Raw genomic sequence first — 20,598 nt, forward strand, 5'->3', positions numbered from 1 at the left:
CTAGCGCCAACCGTGGTGACGGTTTCGTCAGGTGCTTTTTCCTTAGTTAGCGCTCGCGCGCCCCAGCCTCACTCAGCACCTTCTCCGCAATCGCCACCACCTCCGACGCTGCGATATCGCGCATGCAGCGGTGGTCGTTCATCTTGCAGATCGTGCTCTGGCAGGGCTGGCAGGACAGCACGCTCTTGTACTGGACCACGGTCGCGGCCAGGCCGTTGAGGGGGGCCCAGAGGTAGGGGCTGGTCGGGCCGAAGATGCCCATGGTGGGCGTGCCCAAGGCCGCTGCGATGTGCATCAGGCCGGAATCGTTGGAGATGGCGACGCCGGCCGCGGCCATGGCGAGGACGCCGTTGCGCAAATCGGTGCCGGTGAGGTCCCGGACGCCCGGGCCGCCCGCCGCGACGATCTCCTGGGCGAGGCCCTTTTCGGCGGGGCCGCCGACCACCCAGACCTCCAGGCCGCGCTCGACCAGCAGCCGGGCGGCCTCCGGATAGTAGGTCCAGCGCTTCGAGACGCCGACCGAGCCGGGGGCGAGCGCCACGGCGGCGCCGGCGCTGAGGCCATTGGCCTGCCGCCAGCGGACGATGTCCTCGGCCGGGACCCGCAATTGCGGCACCGGCCATTCCGGCGGCAGGGGGGCGCCATCGGGCTGGGCGAGGGCTGCGTTCTTGTCGATGAAGCGGGGCAGCTTCTTCTCGCCCCAGCGCCAGCGGTTGAGCAGGCCGAACCGGAACTCGCCGACGAAGCCGACCCGTTCGGGGATCCCGGCCAGCGCGGGCGCAATGGCGGCCTTCCAGGTCCGGGGCAGCACCAGGGCGGTGCCGTAGTTCCGCTCGCGCAGGAGCCTTGCCAGGCCGAACTGGCGGCCGACGGCGAGCCGGCTGCGCGGCAGGTCCCAGACGACGCCAGCGCGCACGCCGGGCATGTAATCGACCAGCGGCGCGCACAGGGACGTGGTCAGGAGATCGACCGGCCGGTTCGGCCAGCGCTCCTTCAGGACCCGGACCACGGTGTGATTCCGGACGAAATCGCCGATCCACATGTAGGGAACAATCAGAATCGGGCGCGTGTCGCTCCGATCTGCGCTTCCACTAAATTGCGAATCTTGGTTCATTTGTTAATAGGACCGAGGGCGGGCTGATCTGGCGGTTCGGTTAGCCGCTCCCGGCCGGCAGGTAAAGCCGGGAGCGCGTTGGTCCCAAAATGCTTACACTTTGGCAGATGATGCGCTACGGCAGGTATTGGGCCGCGAAGATCGGGCAGGGTGGTTGGAATGTTGCTGGTGACCGGCGGAGCCGGTTTTATCGGGTCGAATGTCGTGGCCGCGTTGAACGACGCCGGCCGCAGTGACGTCGTCGTCTGTGATTTCCTTGGTACCGAAGGCAAGTGGCGCAATCTCGCCAAGCGCCAGCTTGTGGATATCGTCCCCCCGGCCGAGCTGCTGGACTGGCTGAAGGGCCGCAAGCTCGACGCGGTGATCCATCTCGGGGCGATTTCCGCGACCACCGCGACCGACGGCGATCTCGTGTTCGAAACCAATTTCCGCCTGTCCATGCGCCTGCTCGACTGGTGCACGGCGAATGCGGTGCCGCTGATCTACGCCTCCTCGGCGGCGACCTATGGCGACGGCGAGGCAGGCTTCGACGACGATTCCTCCCTGCCCGCGCTGAAAAAACTGCGGCCGATGAACCTCTACGGCTGGAGCAAGCACCTGTTCGATCTCGCCGTCGCCGAGCGCGTCGCGCGCGGCGAGAAGCTGCCGCCGCAATGGGCGGGGTTGAAATTCTTCAACGTGTTCGGCCCCAACGAGTACCACAAGGGCTCGATGATGAGCGTGCTGGCGCGGCGCTTCGACGACGTCAGTGCGGGCCGCGTCGTGCAATTGTTCAAGTCGCATCGCGAGGGCATTGCCGACGGCGACCAGCGCCGCGATTTCATCTATGTCGACGATGTCGTGCGCGTCATCATGTGGCTGCTGGCAACGCCCTCGGTGTCCGGGCTGTTCAATGTCGGCACCGGCAAGGCGCGCAGCTTCAGGGATCTGATGTTAGCTGCCTATGCGGCGCTCGGGGCGAGGCCCAACATCGAATATATCGACATGCCCGAACAGATCCGCAACAGCTATCAATACTTCACCCAGAGCGAGGTCGATCGCCTCTGCCGCGCCGGCTATAACGGCGGCTTCACGACGCTCGAGGATGCGGTGAAGGCCTATGTCGGGGATTATCTCGACCGGCCCGACCGCTTCCGCTGAGGCTCCAGGATCATGCCGACGCCCATTCTCGATTTCGACGCCCTCGCGCAAGCGATCTCAGGCCGCACGGTGCTCTGCATCGGCGACATCATGCTGGACGAGTTCGTCTATGGCGAGGTGTCGCGGATCTCGCCGGAAGCGCCGACACCGGTCATCGTTGCCCAGCGCAGCGAGATCCATATCGGCGGCGCCGGCAACGTCGCGCGCAACGTCGCCTCCCTCGGCGCGCGCTGCATCTTCGTCGGCCTCGTCGGCGAGGATGATGCGGGCAAGCGGCTCGCGGCCGCGCTTGCGGAGCAGGGGGCCATCGAAAGCGCGCTGGTGTGCGACCCGTCGCGGCCGACCACGCGAAAGGTCCGCTTCGTCTCCGAGCATTTCTCCACCCACATGCTGCGCGCGGATTGGGAGCAGGCGCAGCCTGCTTCCGACGAGGTCGAGGCGAAGCTGATCGAGGCGATCCTGCCGCAGATCGCGCGCGCCGACGTCGTGCTGCTCTCCGACTACGCCAAGGGCGTGCTGACGGCGCGGGTGATCCGCCACACCATCGACGCCGCACGAAAGCTCGGCAAGCCCGTGATCGTCGATCCTAAGAGCCTGAACTGGGCGATCTATCGCGGCGCGACGCTGCTCACGCCCAATCGCAAGGAATTTGCCGAGGCTACCCGCAGCCGCGCCGACACGCCGCAGAGCATCGTCGATGCCAGCGAGGACGTGATGCGGCTCGCCGATTGCGAGGCGATCCTGGTCACGCAAGGCGAGCACGGCATGACGCTGGTGCCGCGCCATGGCGCGGCCGTTCACGTTCCGGCCGTCCCCGTGAAGGTGCGCGACGTCTCCGGCGCCGGCGACACCGTCGCCGCCGCGCTCGCGGTCTCGCTCGCGGCGGGCGCGGACTGGGACACGGCGCTGCGCGTGGCCAATGCCGCCGCCTCCGTCGCCGTCGGCAAGCAGGGCACCGCCATTGTGAGCACGGCCGAGCTGCGGCGAAAGATCCTGCCGCACGCCTATCTCGCGGCCGAGGAGAAGATCGTGCTCGAGCCGGCGGCGCTCGACGCGCAACTCGCGGAATGGCGCAGGCAGGATTTGCGGGTCGGCTTCACCAATGGCTGCTTCGACATCCTGCATCCCGGCCACGTCAAGGTGCTGACCGCGGCGCGCGGCGCCTGCGACCGCCTGGTCGTCGGCCTCAACAGCGACGCCTCGGTGCGGCGGCTGAAGGGCGCCGACCGTCCGGTCCAGGACGAGCGCGCCCGCGCCGAGGTGCTGGCCGCGCTCGAAGCGGTCGATCTCGTCGTCATCTTCGAGGAGGACACGCCGATCGACCTGATCACCCGGATCAAGCCCGGCGTGCTGGTGAAGGGCGGCGACTACACCCGCGAGCAGGTGGTCGGCCATGAGGTCGTCGAGGCCGCGGGCGGGGCAGTCGTGCTGGTCGACATCCTCCAGGGTTTCAGCACAACTGCGCTGGTCCATCGCGCGCGAGGAGGGGGCAAGTGACGGCGCTCGCGCAGAAGGAGTCGACGAGCGCGCTGCTGCTGCGGCGCCTGCGCAGCCCGGAGGCCTGGAGCGAGACGGTCGACGTGCTCGCGGTCCTGACTGCAGCCTCGCTGCCCTGGTCGACGTCGCTTGTCGCGATCTTCAATGCCCTGATGCTCGTCTGCATGGTGCCGTTTCTCGATCTCAAGGCATTCCTGCAACACCTGAAGCGTCCGATCTGCGCGGCGCCGATCGCGCTGTTCCTGCTCGCTTTGGTGGGCACGCTGTGGTCGGACGCGGCCTGGGGTGCGCGGCTCTATGCGGTCAATCCCACGGTCAAGCTGCTCGTGCTTCCGATCCTGCTCTACCATTTCGAGCGCTCGCCACGCGGACATTGGGTGTTCGTCGCCTTCCTCGTTTCCTGTGCGCTGCTCGCGGTGGCATCCTGGCTGGTCGCTTTCTACCCCAACCTTACGATCAAGCCGGGTGGCATTGAGCGCGGCATCATCGTCAAGAATCACATCGACCAGGGCCAGGAATTCACGCTGTGCGCGGTCGCGCTTGCCTATCCGGTCGTGATGCTGCTGCGGGAGAAACGGTACTGGCTTGCCGGGCTGCTCGCCGCGCTTGCGTTCGGCTTCCTCGCCAACATGGCTTTCGTGGTGGTGTCGCGCACGGCGCTGGTCACGGTTCCGATCATGTTCGCGGTGTTCGCACTGCTGCATCTGAGGTGGCGCAGCATCCTAATCATCGGCGCCGGCCTCGTTGCCGTCGCGCTGCTCGCCTGGCAGGTCTCGCCGCAGCTCCGCAGGACGGCCGACACAATTTCGAGCGACTATCAACTCTACAAGGAAAGGGGGGCGCCGACCTCGATGGGCCTGCGGTTCGAATTCTGGCGGAAATCCCTCGGCTTTTTCGTGGAGGCCCCGATCAAGGGCCACGGCACCGGTGCGACGCGCGGACTGTTCGAGCAGGTCGCGATCGGAGGCGCCGACAAGGCTTCCGGCGAGGTGATCGGCAATCCGCACAACCAGACGCTGAATGTCGCCGTGCAGTGGGGCGTCATTGGCATTGTCATTCTCTACACGACTTGGATTCTCCATCTTCTCCTGTTTCGTGGCGACGGACTGGCCCACTGGATCGGACTGCTGCTCGTAGTGCAGAACATCTTCACCTCGTTGTTCAATTCCCATCTTTTCGACTTCCACGAGGGCTGGATGTACGTCCTGGGCGTCGGCGTTGCTGGCGGCATGGTTATGGGAGCGCGACGCGCCGAAGGTGAAACAAGCTGGTTCCTGACCCGCCGCACTGCTGGCAAGTCTTGTTGAGATGGGCTATCAGCGCGGTCAGGTTGCATCAAACTGGACATTCATCGGTCGGCGGATGACGCGTCTTTCGCATCTCACCTTGCGCAAACTCCTCATCGCGCTCCACGACCTCCTCATGACCACGGCGGCGCTGTTCGTCGCGTTCTATCTGCGATTCGAGGGCCACGAGGGCTTCTTCGACCGCCTGCCGATGCTATTCCAGATCCTGCCCTACTTCCTCGCCTTCAGCGTGGTCGTGTTCTTCATCTTCAACCTGACCGATACCAAATGGCGCTTCATCTCGCTGCCCGACGCGGTCAACATCATCCGCGTCGCGACCGTGCTGACGGTGGCGCTCCTCGTTCTCGACTACGTCTTCGTCGCTCCTAACGTCCGCGGTGTCTTCTTTCTCGGTAAGGTGACGATCGTCCTCTACTGGTTCCTTGAAATTTCCTTCCTCAGCGCGTTGCGCCTAGCTTATCGCTACTTCCGCTATACCCGCGTGCGCCGCCACGCCCGCATTGACGATGCCGCGCCGACGCTTCTGATCGGCCGCGCCGCCGATGCCGAGGTGCTTCTTCGCGGCATCGAGAGCGGCGCCATCAAGCGCCTCTGGCCGGTCGGCGTGCTGTCGCCATCGCGGGCGGACCGAGGCCAAACCATCCGCAACGTGCCGGTGCTAGGCGGCCTCGACGATCTCGAGGATATCAACAACGACTTCGCCAAGCGCAACAAGGCGATCGCCCGCGTCGTCATGACGCCATCCGCCTTCGAGCCCGAGGCTCATCCGGAATCGATCCTGATGCGGGCGCGCAAGCTCGGCATAATCGTTAACCGCTTGCCGTCGCTCGATAGCGGCGACACGCCGCGGCTCACCGCGGTTGCGGTCGAGGACCTGCTGCTGCGGCCCAGCGAGAAGATTGACTATGCGCGGCTCGAAGCCCTGATCAGGGGCAAGGCGGTGATCGTGACCGGCGGGGGTGGCTCGATCGGTTCCGAGATCTGCGAGCGCGTCATCGCCTTCGGCGCCGCGCGGCTCCTGATCGTGGAAAATTCCGAGCCGGCGCTCTACGCGGTCACGGAGGCGCTGGCCGCGCATGGCTCGGCTGCTGCGATCGAGGGGCGCATTGCCGACATCCGCGACCGCGAGCGTATCATGCGCGTGATGGCCGAGTTCAATCCAAACATCGTGTTCCATGCGGCCGCGCTCAAGCATGTGCCGATCCTCGAGCGCGACTGGAGCGAGGGCGTCAAGACCAACATCTTCGGCTCGATCAACGTGGCCGATGCGGCGCTAGCCGCCGGCGCCGATGCCATGGTAATGATCTCGACCGACAAGGCGATCGAGCCGGTGTCAATGCTCGGCCTGACCAAGCGTTTCGCCGAGATGTACTGCCAGGCGCTCGACCATGATCTTGCCGCAGGGAGCGGTGGCGCCAAGCCACCGATGCGGCTGATCTCGGTCCGGTTCGGCAATGTGCTGGCATCGAACGGCTCGGTGGTGCCGAAGTTCAAGGCCCAGATCGAGGCCGGCGGCCCGGTGACGGTCACCCATCCCGACATGGTCCGCTACTTCATGACCATCCGCGAGGCATGCGATCTCGTCGTCACGGCGGCGACGCACGCGCTCGGAACGCAGCGTTCGAATGTTTCGGTCTACGTGCTCAACATGGGCCAACCGGTGAAGATCGTCGATCTCGCCGAGCGCATGATCCGTCTCTCCGGCCTTCAGCCCGGCCACGACATCGAGATCGTGTTCACGGGGATGCGGCCGGGCGAGCGCTTGCACGAGATCCTGTTCGCCTCTGAGGAGCCGGCGGCCGAGATCGGTATCGCCGGCATCATGGCCGCGCAACCGAACGAGCCGCCGATGCAGACGCTGCGCAAATGGATCGCAGTGCTCGAGCAGGCGATCGCGCGCGACGATCGCGCCACCATCAGGACCATCCTGAAGGATGCGGTTCCGGAATTCGGGTCGACCACGGCCTGATTATGCAGCCTTCCGCCAAGATCGTCGTCGCGAGCCAGCATTATCCACCGGATCCGAGCATGACGGCGGCTATCATGGTCGAGATCGCTGCCGCCTCGCCGAGGAGCACGAGGTCGTTGTGCTGTCAGGCTCGCCCGGCGCGGCGCCCGTCGCGCAGACCGGCCCGGGCAGGCCGCGCGTCGTTGCCATCCGAATGGCAGGAAGGGCGGTGCTGACGTGGCGCGGCGCGTCCGAGATGCTGTCTGCACTGCGCACATTCCTTCTTGGTGTCGCAGCTCCGCCCGGCGAAGTAGTGCTCACCTTCGGAGGATGCCCAGCTCGAGGCGTTTCTGGCATCCGCCAATCTCTGGATCATTCCGTACCGGAAGGACGTTGCGGGGGTGTCAGTGCCGAGCCGGTCTTACGATCTGCTGGCGGTCGACCGTCCCATGGGACTGTTGCTGAGCCGAAGGCCGAGGCCGCGTTGACGGTGGAGAACGGGCTCGGCTGGGGCTTGACGCCGGGCCGCGCCGATCAGCTCGCCAAGTTGATCCGTGCGGCGTCCCGTTCTAACGGCAGTGCCGTGGCGGCGCGCGCGGCGGAGGCCGCAGCGAGATTCAACCGCACGACGGCGATGAACGCCTATGCAGGTCTGATCGACGAATTGTTGCGCAATCCGGACCTTTCGGAGCAGCGATGACCGAGGGCAAACCGGTCGTACTGGCGACGGGAGCGCGCGGCTTCGTCGGCCGTGATGTTCTCTCACGCTGTCGGCGGGGCGGTCTGTTGCCCCTGAGGGTATTGACGGCGAAGTCGTGATCGAATCGATCTTCGTGACACTTGCGCGCGACAGCAACAAGAAGATCTCGGTGATCAGGCCGCCGCTGGTCTATGGTGTGGGCGCCAAGGGCGACCTGCTCGGCACGCTCCTCAACGTGATCGGACGGCAGGATACGCACGACAGCCTGATCGGCTCGCTCGAGCTCAACATCTCCAAGGCGATCGCAACCGGCTGGGAGCCGCAGGTCTCCCTCGACGAGGGCTTGCGGCTCGCGCTGTTGGCTCAGGACGCCTGAGGGAAGGAGAAGCGCCGCAGGACGAAGCCGATCGCGATCGCGCCTGCGAGCAGCGCGAGCAGCGTGACCGGCATCGAGCCGGCGCGCACGGTGACGATCGCCAGCAGTGCCAGCACGAGATTGAGCGCGAAGACCTCGCCGACCACGCGCGGGACCTTGAAGCCATTGTCGGTCGCACGCTGGTAAAAGTGCGAGCGGTGCGCCGACCAGAATTGTTCGCGGCGGGCGATGCGGCGAAACAGCGTGATGGTGGCATCCGCGAGGTAATAGGCCGGCAGCAGCAGCGCCGCGGCCGGCTGCCCGTGCCAGGCGAGCTCCAGCAGGCACCAGCCGAGCAGAAGGCCGATCGGCAGGCTGCCAACATCGCCGAGAAACACCTTTGCGACGGGACGATTGAACGGCGCAAAGCCGATCATGGCGCCGCACAGGGTAGTGGCGAGCAGTGCGGCCGGCCAGGACAGGTCGCCGAGCCATCCCAGCAGCAGCAGCGCCGCGGTGATCGGCACCACTTCCACGACCGTCATCAGGTCGAGCCCGTCCATGAAATTGACGAGGTTCACGAACCAGATTCCGGCGAGCAGGACGAGGCCGCGCTCCAGCGCGAGCGGCACCGCGGGCACGATGCGCGCCGTTTCGGGCGCGGTGAAAACGACGGCGCCGACGGCCGCGGCTTGCAGCACGAGCCGAACCAGCACCGGCAGCGAGACGATGTCATCGGCAAATCCCACCAGGGCGATCAAGACCGTGGCAGCCATCAGCGCCGGCGGGATCGCGACGTTTGCCCATGCTGCCCAGGTCGATGCGACCAGCAGCGTCGCTGATATCACCGCGATGCCCGCACCCTGCGGGGTCGGAACGCGGTGCGAGGATCGCGCGTTGGGCCGCGCCAGTGCGTAGCGCTGGAGCAGGGGACGGCTGGTCCAGGTGATGACGGCCGACACCAGCGCGGCGATCGCAACGCCAAGCAGCGAAGGTGCGGCGGCGAGCGCGTCGGCGGCCGGGTTCACTCCGGCACTCCGAGCGGGGCCGACCCTTGCGCGGCTTTCTCCGCGCTGAGGATCCAGACCAGGCCGCCGATCGCGCCGACGATGAAATACACGGCGCCGAACAGCAGCGAGACGTTGACGCCCTCGCTTGCGGCCAGCCCCGCGAAGCCGAACGCCAGGCCCATCGTGGCTTCACGCAGGCCCCAGCCGGCGATCGAGATCGGCATCATCGTGATCAGCATCACCGGCGGCACGAGCAGGAAGACGTCGCTGAAGCGGACGGGAGCGGCGATCGACTGCACGACGCACCAGGCGACGACGGCGGCGAGCACATGCACGATCAGCGACAGGATCGCGACGATCGGCCCGCGCCTGCGGCTGAAGATCACGCGATTCGCGATCACCGCGCAGGCGTGGATGTGGTGGGTGGCCCACCACGTCTTCAGCCATCGCCATTTCAGCGCGCCGAAGACCAGGAAGCCGAGGCCGCCCGCGAGCGCGGCGAGGTCGACGAGCAGCAATGCCGAGCGCCCGTGCGGATCGGTGATGAGGGTGTAGCTCCAGGGCAGGCTCGCGACGATGAGGATCGCGAGCGCGATGAGGCCGATCGCGCGATCGACAAAGATGGAGTAGGTGGCCGCACGCCATCCGGCGCCGCCGCGCGCGACCAGCCACAGCCGGACCGCATCGCCCCCGATCGCCGATGGCAGGGTCTGGTTGAAGAAGGATCCGATCACGTTGTAGCGCATGGCCCGCTCGAGCTCGAGCGGCGCGCCGCATTCGGCGCTGATCTCCCGCCAGCGCAGCACACCAATGAAGATCTGCAGGAAGGTGATGGCGATCGCGACCCCGATCCAGAACAGGCTGGTCACGGTGAAGCGCGATAACAGTTCGGTCAGATCGACCTTGCGCAGCGCCAGGTAGAGCAGCGCCGCGGAAATCAGGATCTTGGCCGTCGACAGCAGGATTCGGCGCATCTCGTCCGCATGAACAGGGTTTGCGAAGATTTGAGGCAACCCGACGCGAGGCGCCGAATTAGGCCGCTTTGGTATGGTTTTGGCGCCGATCTTGCAATAGCGGTGACGAGGTGCGGTTATGAACGGCCGTTATGACGTGCGGCGGGGCTATTGCGACGCCCACGATACCGGCTAAAGAGGCGGCGCGGGCCAGGGGTCCCCTTGGGAACAGGATGACGGATCAGGCGATTTTGGTCACGGGTGCCGCCGGCTTCATCGGCTTTCACGTCGCCCGGCAGCTGCTCGCCGAAGGCCGGCCCGTGATCGGGCTCGACAATCTCAACAACTATTACGATCCGGCGCTGAAGAGCGCGCGCCTGGAGCTGTTGCGCAGCGATTCCCGCTTCTCCTTCGTCAAGGCTGACCTTGCCGACCGCGAGGCCATCGCGGCGCTGTTCGGACGACACCGGTTTGCCAAGGTCGTGCATCTGGCCGCCCAGGCCGGCGTGCGCTACTCGATCGAGCATCCGCAGGCTTACGCCGATTCCAATCTCCAGGGCTTTCTCAACGTGCTGGAGGGCTGCCGCAACAACGGCTGCCATCATCTGGTCTACGCCTCGTCATCCTCCGTTTACGGCGCCAACACAAAACTGCCATTTGCCGTGCAGGACCGGACCGATCATCCCGTGAGCCTCTACGCCGCGACCAAGAAGGCGAACGAGGTGATGGCACAGTCCTACAGCCATCTCTACCGGCTGCCGGTCACGGCCTTGCGCTTCTTTACCATATACGGCCCGTGGGGACGGCCCGATATGGCCATGTTTCTGTTCGTGAACGCCATCATGGCGGAGAGGCCGATCCGGCTCTTTAACCATGGCAGGATGCGCCGCGACTTCACCTATATTGACGACGTCACCCGTGTCGTGTCCAAGCTGATCGATCGGGTGCCTGCCGACGACCCGGCTGCCGCAAATGCGCCGTCTAAGGTCTACAATGTCGGCAACCACCGCCCCGAGGAGCTGATGCATGTCGTCGGACTTCTGGAGCAGGAGCTGGGTCGGACGGCGATCAAAGAATTGCTGCCGATGCAGCCGGGAGACGTTTTGGAAACGTTCGCGGATGTCGAGGACCTGATGCGCGACACCGGCTTTGCACCGTCAACGCCGATCGAGCAGGGGGTTCGTAATTTTGTCACCTGGTATCGGGACTACTTCAAGGTTTGAGATGACGATGGACAAACGCATTATCCCCCTGATCATGTGCGGCGGTGCCGGCACGCGGCTGTGGCCGGCCTCGCGCGAGGTGCGCCCAAAACAGTTCCTGCCGCTGTTCGGCTCGCGCTCGACCTTCCAGGACACGCTGCTGCGCGTCTCGGACGCCTCGCTGTTTGAGCGTCCGATCCTCATCACCAACGCGTCCTACCGCTTCATGGTGCTGGAGCAGCTCGCCGAGATCGGTATCGAGGCCGACGTGATCCTCGAGCCGATGCGGCGCGACTCCGGCCCCGCGATCGCCGCAGGGGCGGTGTTCGCGCAGAACCGCGCCAGTGAGGCGATCGTGCTCGCGGTCGCCGCCGATCACGTGGTGCAGGACAAAGCCGCCTTCGTCGCGGCCTGCCGCGAAGGCCTCACCGCCGCGAGCGCCGGGCGCATCGTCACCTTCGGCGTCAAGCCGGAGCGGCCGGCGACCGAATACGGCTATATCAGCCTGGGCGAGGTGATCTCCGGCGAGGTGCACGCGGTCGCACGCTTCGTCGAGAAGCCTGACGCGGTGAAGGCGGCCGACTACGTCAATTCGGGCTATCTCTGGAACAGTGGCAACTTCATGTTCCCGGCGACCGTCCTGCTCGACGAATACCGCAAGGTCGATGCGGCCAGCGTGGAGGCGGTCTCCAATGCGGTCAACAACGCCGGCCGCGATCTCGGCTTCGTGACGCTGGAGCCGGAGGCGTTCGGTTCGGCGAAGGCGATCTCGATCGACTACGCGGTGATGGAGAAGACCGCGCGGGCGGCCGTCGTGCCGGTGTCGTGCGGCTGGTCCGACGTCGGCTCCTGGCACGCGGTGTGGGAATTGTCGGAGAAGGACGCGCTAGGCAACGCCGCGCACGGCGCCGCGGTGTTCGAGGATTCTCGCAACTGCAACGTCACCACCGATTCCGCGCTGGTTGCGCTCGAAGGCGTCGACGATCTCGTCGTGGTCGCGACCGCCGATGCGGTCCTGGTCTCGCGCCAGAAGGATGCCAACGGCCTGAAGCGCCTGGTGACCAAGCTCAAGGCGGTCGCCCCGAAGGTCACCGAGGAGCATCTCAAGGTGCACCGGCCGTGGGGCAGCTACCAGTCGGTCGACAATGGCGAGCGTCACCAGGTCAAGCGCATCGTGGTCAAGCCCGGCGGGCGGCTGTCGCTGCAAAAGCACCATCACCGTGCCGAGCACTGGATCGTGGTGCGTGGTGCCGCCCGGGTCACTGTCAACGAGACCGTGAAGACGGTGCACGAGAACGAGTCGATCTACATCCCGATGGGCGCGGTGCACCGGATGGAGAATCCCGGTAAAATCATGCTGGAGCTCATCGAGGTCCAGACCGGGAGCTATCTCGGGGAAGACGACATCATCCGGATTGAAGACGACTATCAAAGGTCGTAACCAGCAGGCTCCGAATCACGCGACCCGGGCCGAAAGAGCCGTATCTTTCAGCGGCTTAAGGCCCGGGGGACGTGTAACTTTTTGAATCAAATCGTGTCCGGACCGGAAGCTGTGCATTCGCCACAAATGTGGCGTCCGTGCTAGAAGCGGCCCGGGGATTTGCGTTGAATCGGGGTTTGCTCAAATGAGTTCCAAAGGGTCAGCACCTGCCAAGGCAGGCTTGCGCGTCGGCGTCATTGGCGCCGGCGTGATGGGCAGCAACCACGCGCGCGTGCTCGCGGGTCTTCCCGGAGTCACCCTCGTCGGCGTGGTCGATCCCTCGCCGGCGCACCTGACGCGCACCAGCGAGCTTGCCAACTGCCAGGGGTTCGAGACGCTCGACCAGCTCTTCGCCGCCGGCGTCGATGCCGTCACCATCGCAGCGCCCACCCATCTGCATCACGAGGTCGCGCTCGCCTGCATCGCCAAGAACATCCACGTGCTGGTCGAGAAGCCGATCGCCTCCACGGTCGCTGAAGGCCGTGAGATCGTCGCCGCCGCGCAAAAGGCCGGCGTCACGCTGATGGTCGGCCATGTCGAGCGCTTCAATCCGGCGGTCGCCGCCGTCAAGCAGGCGATCGCGGGCGAGGACATCCTCTCGATCGCGATCACGCGCGTCGGTCCGTTCCCGCCGCGCATGTCCAATGTCGGCGTCGTCATCGACCTCGCCGTGCACGACATCGACCTGATCCGCTGGTTCACCGAATCCGACATCGTCGAGGTGCAGCCGCAGCTGTCGAGCGCAGTCGCCGAGCGCGAGGACATCGCGCTCTTGCAGTTCCGCACCGCCAACGGCGTGCTCGCGCACATCAACACCAACTGGCTGACGCCGTTCAAGGCGCGCAGCGTCACGGTCGCGACCCGCGGCAAATACGTGATGGGCGATCTCTTGACGCGCCAGGTCACCGAGTGCTTTGGCTTCAAGCCCGATGGCAGCTATTCGATGCGGCATCTGCCTGTCGGCCACGACGAGCCGCTCCGCGCCGAGCTGATCGCGTTCCTCAAGGCCGTGCGCCACGGCGAGACGCCGGCGGTCACCGGCGACGAGGGCGTCGCCAGCCTCGAGATCGCCACGCAGTGCCTGGAGACGCCGTCGCGCCCCGCCGCGACGTCGCCCGCCCGCAAGGCTCCGCGCCGCGTCGCCGGCTGATCTCCATCCATGTCGGCTTCTCCAACTTCGCAGGACAATCAGCAAGGCGCCATGAACCAGCATCTGCGCTCCGAACCCATTCCCTTCATCGACGTCGGCTCGCAGCGCCGCCGGCTCGGCGCCTCGCTCGATGCCGCCGTCAAGCGCGTGCTCGACCATTGCCAGTTCGTCAACGGCCCTGAAGTCGCCGAGCTCGAGAAGCAGCTCGCGGCCTATTGCGGCGCCAGGCACGTCATCGGCTGCGCCAGCGGCACCGACGCGATCCTGATGGTGATGATGGCGAAGAATGTCGGGCCCGGCGATGCCGTGCTGTGTCCCTCCTTCACCTTCATCGCAACCGCCTCGCCGGTGGCGCGGACCGGCGCGACGCCTGTTTATGTCGACGTGGACGAGGCGACCTTCAACATGAGCCCGGAATCGCTGAAGCGCGGCATCGCGACCGCGCGCAAGGCCGGCCTCAAGCCCGCCGCGGTCATTCCGGTCGACCTGTTCGGCCAGCCTGCCGATCACGACGCCATCGCCGAGATCGCAAAGGCCGAAGGCCTGTTCGTGCTCGACGATGCCGCCCAGGGTTTTGGCGCGAGCTACAAGGGCCGCAAGCTCGGCACCCTTGCGCACGCCACCGCCACCAGCTTCTTCCCGGCAAAGCCGCTCGGCTGCTTCGGCGACGGCGGCGCGATCTTCACTGATGACGACGAGCTCGCAGCTAAGCTGCGCAGCATCCGCGTGCACGGGCAGGGCGTGGACAAATACGACAACGTCCGCCTCGGCCTGACCGGCCGGCTCGACACCATGCAGGCCGCGGTCCTGATCGAGAAGCTGAAGATTTTTGACGACGAGATCGCCGCCCGCAACCGGGTTGCCGAACGCTATGAGCGCGGGCTCAGCAACGTGGTCACCGTGCCGCGCCTTGCGCCGGGCCATACCTCGGTCTGGGCGCAGTACACGATCCGCCTCCCTGAGGGCACCGACCGTGACGGCTTTGCCGCCGCGCTGAAGGCCCAGGGCGTGCCGACCGCGATCTATTACGGCAAGTCGATGCATCAGCAGACCGCCTACAAGCAGTATCCGGTCGCCGAGGGCGGCCTGCCTGCTTGCGAGAGCCTGTCGCAGGACGTCATCAGCCTGCCGATGCACGCCTACCTGACCGAAGCCGACCAGGAGCGAATCATCGCCGCCGTGCGCGGCGCGCTTGCGGGCTGATTTCGCCGTTTTGCGGCGCTGGTCGTCATGCCCGGGCTTGTCCCGGGCATCTACGTTCTTTGTGTGCGTGGCAAGGCGTGGATGGCCGGGACAAGCCCGGCCATGACGCTGTGGAGACTGTCGGCGTTCCTGACGCGCAGCTCATGTGCAATTGCCCGCAAGCAGGGGAGGGAGCAAACCTTCCTGCAGCTTGCTCCTAGACCTAATCTCGCCATGCTGTAGAGCCTTATCGATTGACCGATAAGGCTCTACAAGAGACGCATGCTCGGACGTATCTTCACAGTCGGTGGTTACACGCTGCTCTCGCGGCTGACGGGATTTGCCCGCGACATCATGCTCGCGGCGATCCTTGGCGCCGGCCCGGTGGCCGACGCCTTTTTCGTGGCGCTGCGGCTGCCCAATCATTTCCGTGCGATCTTTGCCGAGGGCGCCTTCAACGCCGCCTGGGTGCCCGCCTATGCGCATGTCCATGGCGAGCGCGGGGAGGGGGCGGCACGGCTGTTCGCCGACCGCATCTTCACGCTGCTGCTGGCCTCGCAAGTTCTGCTGCTGATCGCCGCCTGGCTGTTCATGCCGCAAGCCATGAGCATTCTGGCGCCCGGCTTCGGCGAAGACGCCGAGCAGCGCAAGCTCGCGATCGAGCTGACCCGGATCACCTTTCCCTATCTGCTGCTGATCACGCTGGTGACGCTCTACGGCGGCATGCTCAACGTGATGCAGCGCTTTGCCAGCGCCGCGGCCGCCTCGATCTTCCTCAACGTCGCGATGATGATGACGCTGGCAGTTGCCGTCTGGTTTCCGACCGCGGGCCACGCCGCGGCCTGGGGCGTCCTCATCTCTGGCTTCCTGCAATATTTTTTGCTGGCGGGCGATCTCGCCCGCCATGGCGGCCTGCCGCGATTTGCGCCGCTCAAGCTCGACGAAGACGTCCGCGGCTTCTTTAGGGCGTTGGGGCCCGCGACGCTGGGCTCGATGGGCACGCAGGTCGCGCTGTTCGCCGACACCATCATCGCGACCTTCCTCCCTGCGGGTGCGCTGTCGGCGCTGTATTACGCCGACCGCCTCAACCAGCTGCCGATCGGCGTCATCGGCATTGCCATCGGCACGGTGCTGCTGCCGGAGATGTCGCGGCGGATCACCGCCAACGACCATGATGGCGCGATGAAAGCGCAGCGCCGCGCGTTCGACTTCACGCTGCTGTTCTCGATCCCGTTCGTGGCGGCCTTTATCACCGTGCCGGATGCGATCATGCGCGCGCTGTTCGCCCGCGGCGCGTTCTCGAAGGCCGATGCCGCCGCCGCCGGCGCCACGCTCGCGGCCTATGCCATCGGCCTGATCCCCTTCGTGCTGATCCGCAGCGCGGTCGCGACCTTCTATGCGCGCAAGGACACGGCGACGCCGGTTCGCGCGTCGCTGACCGGCATCGCCGTCAACGTCGCGCTGAAGGTTGCCCTGATGGGATCGCTCGCCCAGATCGGCCTTGCGCTGGCAACCGCTGTCGGCGTCTGGACCAATCTCTTGCTGGTGCTGTTCTTCGCCGTGCGGCGCGGCTTTCTCGTGCCGGACCGAGCCTGGCTGATGTCGCTCGCGAAATTCCTGCTGACCGGGCTCATCCTGGCCGCCGCCTTCTGGCTGATCGCACGCTTCAGCGGTTCTTGGCTGGGCTCGATGCACTTCCACGATGAGCTGATGCTAGTGCTGCTCGCGGTCGGCGGCACGATCGTCTACGCAGTCGCGATTCTCGCGTTGTTCGGCCGCCGCTGGCTGGTCTCGCTGGTGCGCGGCTAGGCGTGTCCCGATAGAGTTTGGCCTCTCAATGACTGCTCAGGGGGCGCGGCCTCACGTGCCGTGGGCCCTACCACTTCCGATCAAAGCTCCTGCATTGCCTTAACGATGCGGGAGATACCAGCGTCAATATTTGCGACCTGCTTATGAAGGCTCTCTATAGATAGTTGCGACTCCAATACCCCAACCACAGTGCCGCAGCGAGCGCACTGCAGAACGGAAACCTCTCGCTGTTCTCCTAACGGCACGATACGTCCGCGCTCGAAAGCGTGCCCTTCGCACTTCGAACATGTCGGAATGGTCATCTGACGCTCGCTCCTTGGAACGCTACTATTGCATGATGTGCTCATCATGGCGCGGTTCTAAGATGAGTGCATTCCAAATCGCAACTGAAACATCATAATGACTTCGCCGAGGGGCGGGAAAGCGTGGTTATCAGCGATCAACCGAGCGGCTCTGCTGTCTGTTCGCTTTCTTGCGCTTGATGTCAGGTCAAAAGTCGTCCCGCGGGCTAACGGTGCTAGGGGCTCGCCTCCAGGATGCAATCGGCCTCCGCACATCTCTTGATTTTGCGCGCTTGCCGTGGTATGGGTGTCTCATGATCAAATCCGTACGCACCGTCAACCGCAACCACATGACCCGCTTCGGCTGGGCCGTGGAAGGAGTCGTGCGCTAGGATTTCGACGACGACATCTTTCCACCAGGCCCCGCCGGCATCGGACGGGGCCTTTTCTTTGGCCACGCTCCCCGCCGGCACAACAGCAGGAGCATCCGATGCCACCCCAACAGACGAACATCGCATCCGAGACCGGGGGCGATGCCGCGAGGCTTCGCCTCGACCTCTCCACCATCTTGAGCCTGCTCAGGCGATATTGGTATGCGTTTCAGGAGCGGCGGCAGCGCCCTCGGGTCACATTGCAGGACCTGAGTGACAGGGAGCTGATGGATATCGGCCTGACGCGTGGCGAGATCGACTACATCACGCCGGAACGCGCTATCGATAAGCTGAGAGAGCGCGCCACGGATCTATGGAGCCGAGGGGGGATGTAGGTGATCAACCGTTAGAAGCGGAGATGCGCTTTGCGAACAAGCGGCAGTCAGCGCGACTACTTCTCTTTAGGAGTGCACTGCGGGACGAGTTCGGCAACTATCATGCCATCAACCGGACCGTTCTTCACATGGAAATGACCAAGCTGCGGCCTTTTCGTCGCATCCCGCTCTGACAGGCGAGGCGCCGGGCGAGTCTTCGCGGACTGTGCATGGCTAAACCCGTTTGCCTTGCCACTTTTTCCACGGCAATATGCCGGCAAAACAACCATAGGACGGGACGAGAAAAATGGCAGCCCCCATCAAGTTCGGCGTCGGCCAAAGTGTGCTGCGCAAGGAGGATGACGCGCTCATCCGCGGCAAGGGCCGCTATACCGACGATTATGCGCCGCAGGCTGCGCTCCGCTGCCTGATGCTGCGCTCGCCGCATGCGCATGCCAAATACACCATCGATGCGAGTCGCGCCCGCGGCTTGCCCGGCGTCGCGCTGATCCTGACCGCCGACGACGTCAAGGACCTCGGCAATCTGCCGTGCCTGTTCAATCTCGAGACCGATCCTTTCACCGGCCCGCCTTACCCGATCCTCGCGAAGGATGAAGTGCGCCATGTCGGCGATTCCATCGCCTTCGTGGTCGCCGAGACCATCGACCAGGCGCGCGACGCGATCGAGGCGATCGAGGTCAAATGGAGCCCGCTGCCATCGGTGACCGGCGTCGTCAATGCCGTGAAGAAGGGCGCGCCGCAGGTCTGGCCGGACAAGCCCGGCAATGTGCTGTTCGACGTCTCGATCGGCGACAAGGCCGCGACCGAAGCCGCCTTTGCCAAGGCGCATGCGGTCGCCGAAATCGCCATCGTCAATCCGCGCGTGGTCGCAAGCTTCTTGGAAACGCGCGCGGCGGTCTGCGAATATGACGCCAAGCGCGACCATCTGACGCTGACGGTCGGCAGCCAGGGCAGCCATCGCCTGCGCGACATCCTCTGCCAGAACGTGCTCAACATCCCGACCGAGAAGATGCGGGTGATCTGCCCCGACGTCGGCGGCGGTTTTGGTACGAAGCTGTTTCCGTACCGCGAATACGCCCTGATGGCGGTTGCCGCGCGGCAGTTGAAGAAGGCGGTGAAATGGGCGGCCGACCGCTCCGAGCATTTCATGGGCGACGCGCAGGGTCGCGACAACGTCACCACCGCGAAGATGGCGCTGACTGAAGACGGCAAGTTCCTCGCCATGGATTGCGACCTGATGGGCGACATGGGCGCCTATCTGTCGACCTTCGGACCTTACATTCCGCATGGCGGCGCCGGCATGCTGCCGGGCCTCTACGACATCCAGGCCTTCCACTGCCGGGTGCGCACCATCTTCACCCACAGCGTGCCGGTCGATGCCTATCGCGGTGCGGGCCGGCCCGAGGCGGCCTATGTCATCGAGCGTCTGGTCGATGCCTGCGCGCGAAAACTCGACATGACGCCGGATGCGATCCGCCGCAAGAATTTCATCCCGCCGAAGGCGCTGCCGTACAAGACCGCGACGGGGAAGGTCTATGATTCCGGCGACTTCGCCGCGCATCTCAAGCGTGCGATGGAGATCGCCGAGTGGAAGGAATTTCCCAAGCGCGCCAAGGCGGCCAAGAAGAGCGGCCTGATCCGCGGCATCGGCCTTGCGAGCTATGTCGAGATTTGCGGCGTGATGGGTGAGGAGACGGCCAACGTCCGCCTCGATCCCAATGGCGACGTCACCGTGCTGATCGGCACGCAATCGAGCGGGCAGGGGCACCAGACCGCCTACGCCCAGATCGTCGCCGAGCAGTTCGGGCTGCCGCCGGAGCGCGTGCATATCCGCCAGGGCGACACCGACGAGATCGCGACGGGTCTCGGCACGGGCGGCTCGGCCTCGATACCCACGGGCGGCGTCTGCGTGGAGCGCGCTGCGGGCGATCTGGGCAAGAAGCTGAAGGAGTTCGCAGCGCAGGCGCTGGAAGCGAGCGCGGGCGACCTCGAGATCACCGACGGCGTGATCCGGATCGCCGGCACCGACCGCTCGATCTCCTTCGCCGACCTCGCCAAGCGTCCCGGCGCCGATCCGTCGAAGCTGAACGGCAGCGCGACCTTCGCCAGCGCCGACGGCACCTATCCCAACGGCACCCATGTGGCGGAAGTCGAGATCGATCCGGCGACCGGCATCATCAAGATCGTCAACTACGTGATCGTCGACGATTTCGGCAAGACGCTCAACCCGCTCCTGCTCGCCGGGCAGGTGCATGGCGGCGCCATGCAAGGCATCGGCCAGGCCTTGATGGAGCAGGTGGTCTACGGCGCGGGCGATGGCCAGCTGATCACCGCGACCTTCATGGACTACGCGCTGCCGCGGGCGGCGGATGGCCCGTCCTTCGTGTTCGAGACCGCCAACGTTCCCTGCAAGACCAATCCCATGGGCGTGAAGGGGGCGGGCGAGGCCGGCGCGATCGGCTCCTGTCCGGCCGTCGTCAACGCCATCGTTGACGCGCTCTGGCGCGAGTACAAGATCGACCACATCGACATGCCGGCAACCCCGGAGCGGGTGTGGATCGCCATCAGCGAGCACCGTCGCCGTCACAGCCTGTAAGCCACAATCCTCCCCCGCGGGAATAAACGCCTCGCGCGGGGTTCTATCCATGAATGGACCGCGACTCCCGTGAAGCGGGGGGAGGGTCCAATCCCAAGACATCTGCGA

16 protein-coding genes are annotated in these 20,598 nt (G+C 65.4%); 13 read left to right on the forward strand and 3 right to left on the reverse strand.

Annotated features, from left to right (window positions below; translation table 11 throughout):
• Positions 1-46 precede the first annotated feature (46 nt).
• Positions 47-1,114 carry a lipopolysaccharide heptosyltransferase II gene (gene waaF / locus XI09_RS01695; RefSeq protein WP_271565408.1) on the reverse strand — a complete coding sequence of 356 codons (1,068 nt, stop codon included), beginning with the start codon at positions 1,112-1,114 and terminating at the stop codon, positions 47-49.
• Positions 1,115-1,273: 159 nt separating this feature from the next.
• On the opposite strand from waaF, the gene rfaD reads away from it, so the two are divergent.
• The 6 genes from rfaD (at position 1,274) to XI09_RS01725 (ending at position 8,082) form a co-directional block, all read left to right on the forward strand.
• On the forward strand, positions 1,274-2,254 hold the full coding sequence (gene rfaD / locus XI09_RS01700) for an ADP-glyceromanno-heptose 6-epimerase (RefSeq protein ID WP_271565409.1): 981 nt from the start codon (positions 1,274-1,276) through the stop codon (positions 2,252-2,254).
• 12 nt (positions 2,255-2,266) lie between these two features.
• The gene (gene rfaE1, locus XI09_RS01705) at positions 2,267-3,751 is read left to right on the forward strand and encodes a D-glycero-beta-D-manno-heptose-7-phosphate kinase (RefSeq protein ID WP_271565410.1); all 1,485 of its coding nucleotides are present in this window, start codon (positions 2,267-2,269) and stop codon (positions 3,749-3,751) included.
• Positions 3,748-5,058 carry an O-antigen ligase family protein gene (locus XI09_RS01710; protein ID WP_271565411.1) on the forward strand — a complete coding sequence of 437 codons (1,311 nt, stop codon included), beginning with the start codon at positions 3,748-3,750 and terminating at the stop codon, positions 5,056-5,058. Before rfaE1 ends, XI09_RS01710 begins: the two co-directional genes overlap by 4 nt.
• Positions 5,059-5,113: 55 nt before the next feature.
• Positions 5,114-7,027: a nucleoside-diphosphate sugar epimerase/dehydratase gene (locus XI09_RS01715; RefSeq protein ID WP_271565412.1), complete on the forward strand. Its 1,914-nt coding sequence runs from the start codon at positions 5,114-5,116 to the stop codon at positions 7,025-7,027.
• Between the two features lie 463 nt (positions 7,028-7,490).
• A complete protein-coding gene (locus XI09_RS01720; protein WP_271565413.1) occupies positions 7,491-7,706 on the forward strand; it encodes a hypothetical protein in 216 nt (71 codons plus the stop codon).
• Between the two features lie 115 nt (positions 7,707-7,821).
• Positions 7,822-8,082 (forward strand): hypothetical protein, encoded by a 261-nt coding sequence (locus XI09_RS01725; protein WP_271565414.1) that lies wholly within the window; start codon positions 7,822-7,824, stop codon positions 8,080-8,082.
• On the opposite strand, the gene XI09_RS01730 is transcribed toward XI09_RS01725, so the two are convergent.
• Positions 8,070-9,089, reverse strand: a complete 1,020-nt coding sequence (locus XI09_RS01730; RefSeq protein WP_271565415.1) for an MraY family glycosyltransferase — start codon at positions 9,087-9,089, stop codon at positions 8,070-8,072. The two genes, XI09_RS01725 and XI09_RS01730, sit on opposite strands and share 13 nt — an antisense overlap.
• Complete coding sequence (locus tag XI09_RS01735; RefSeq protein ID WP_271565416.1) at positions 9,086-10,045, reverse strand: lysylphosphatidylglycerol synthase transmembrane domain-containing protein; 960 nt, start codon at positions 10,043-10,045, stop codon at positions 9,086-9,088. Before XI09_RS01735 ends, XI09_RS01730 begins: the two co-directional genes overlap by 4 nt.
• Before the next feature lie 212 nt (positions 10,046-10,257).
• Between XI09_RS01735 and XI09_RS01740 the strand changes: the two genes are divergently transcribed.
• From XI09_RS01740 to XI09_RS01770, 7 genes are all read left to right on the forward strand, one after another.
• The gene (locus XI09_RS01740) at positions 10,258-11,247 is read left to right on the forward strand and encodes an SDR family NAD(P)-dependent oxidoreductase (protein WP_271565417.1); all 990 of its coding nucleotides are present in this window, start codon (positions 10,258-10,260) and stop codon (positions 11,245-11,247) included.
• A 7-nt stretch (positions 11,248-11,254) separates the two neighbouring features.
• On the forward strand, positions 11,255-12,667 hold the full coding sequence (locus tag XI09_RS01745) for a mannose-1-phosphate guanylyltransferase/mannose-6-phosphate isomerase (protein WP_271565418.1): 1,413 nt from the start codon (positions 11,255-11,257) through the stop codon (positions 12,665-12,667).
• Between the two features lie 184 nt (positions 12,668-12,851).
• Positions 12,852-13,856 (forward strand): Gfo/Idh/MocA family protein, encoded by a 1,005-nt coding sequence (locus XI09_RS01750; RefSeq protein WP_092190753.1) that lies wholly within the window; start codon positions 12,852-12,854, stop codon positions 13,854-13,856.
• 51 nt (positions 13,857-13,907) lie between these two features.
• Positions 13,908-15,059 carry a DegT/DnrJ/EryC1/StrS family aminotransferase gene (locus XI09_RS01755; RefSeq protein ID WP_271565419.1) on the forward strand — a complete coding sequence of 384 codons (1,152 nt, stop codon included), beginning with the start codon at positions 13,908-13,910 and terminating at the stop codon, positions 15,057-15,059.
• Between the two features lie 261 nt (positions 15,060-15,320).
• A complete protein-coding gene (gene murJ, locus XI09_RS01760; protein WP_271565420.1) occupies positions 15,321-16,847 on the forward strand; it encodes a murein biosynthesis integral membrane protein MurJ in 1,527 nt (508 codons plus the stop codon).
• Positions 16,848-17,618: 771 nt separating this feature from the next.
• Complete coding sequence (locus XI09_RS01765; protein WP_271565421.1) at positions 17,619-17,894, forward strand: DUF1127 domain-containing protein; 276 nt, start codon at positions 17,619-17,621, stop codon at positions 17,892-17,894.
• A gap of 286 nt (positions 17,895-18,180) precedes the next feature.
• Entirely contained in the window at positions 18,181-20,490 is a 2,310-nt protein-coding gene (locus XI09_RS01770) for a xanthine dehydrogenase family protein molybdopterin-binding subunit (RefSeq protein ID WP_271565422.1), read from the forward strand.
• Positions 20,491-20,598: the final 108 nt, after the last annotated feature.

This window comes from Bradyrhizobium sp. CCBAU 11386, from assembly GCF_028128955.1.
GTDB lineage: Bacteria > Pseudomonadota > Alphaproteobacteria > Rhizobiales > Xanthobacteraceae > Bradyrhizobium.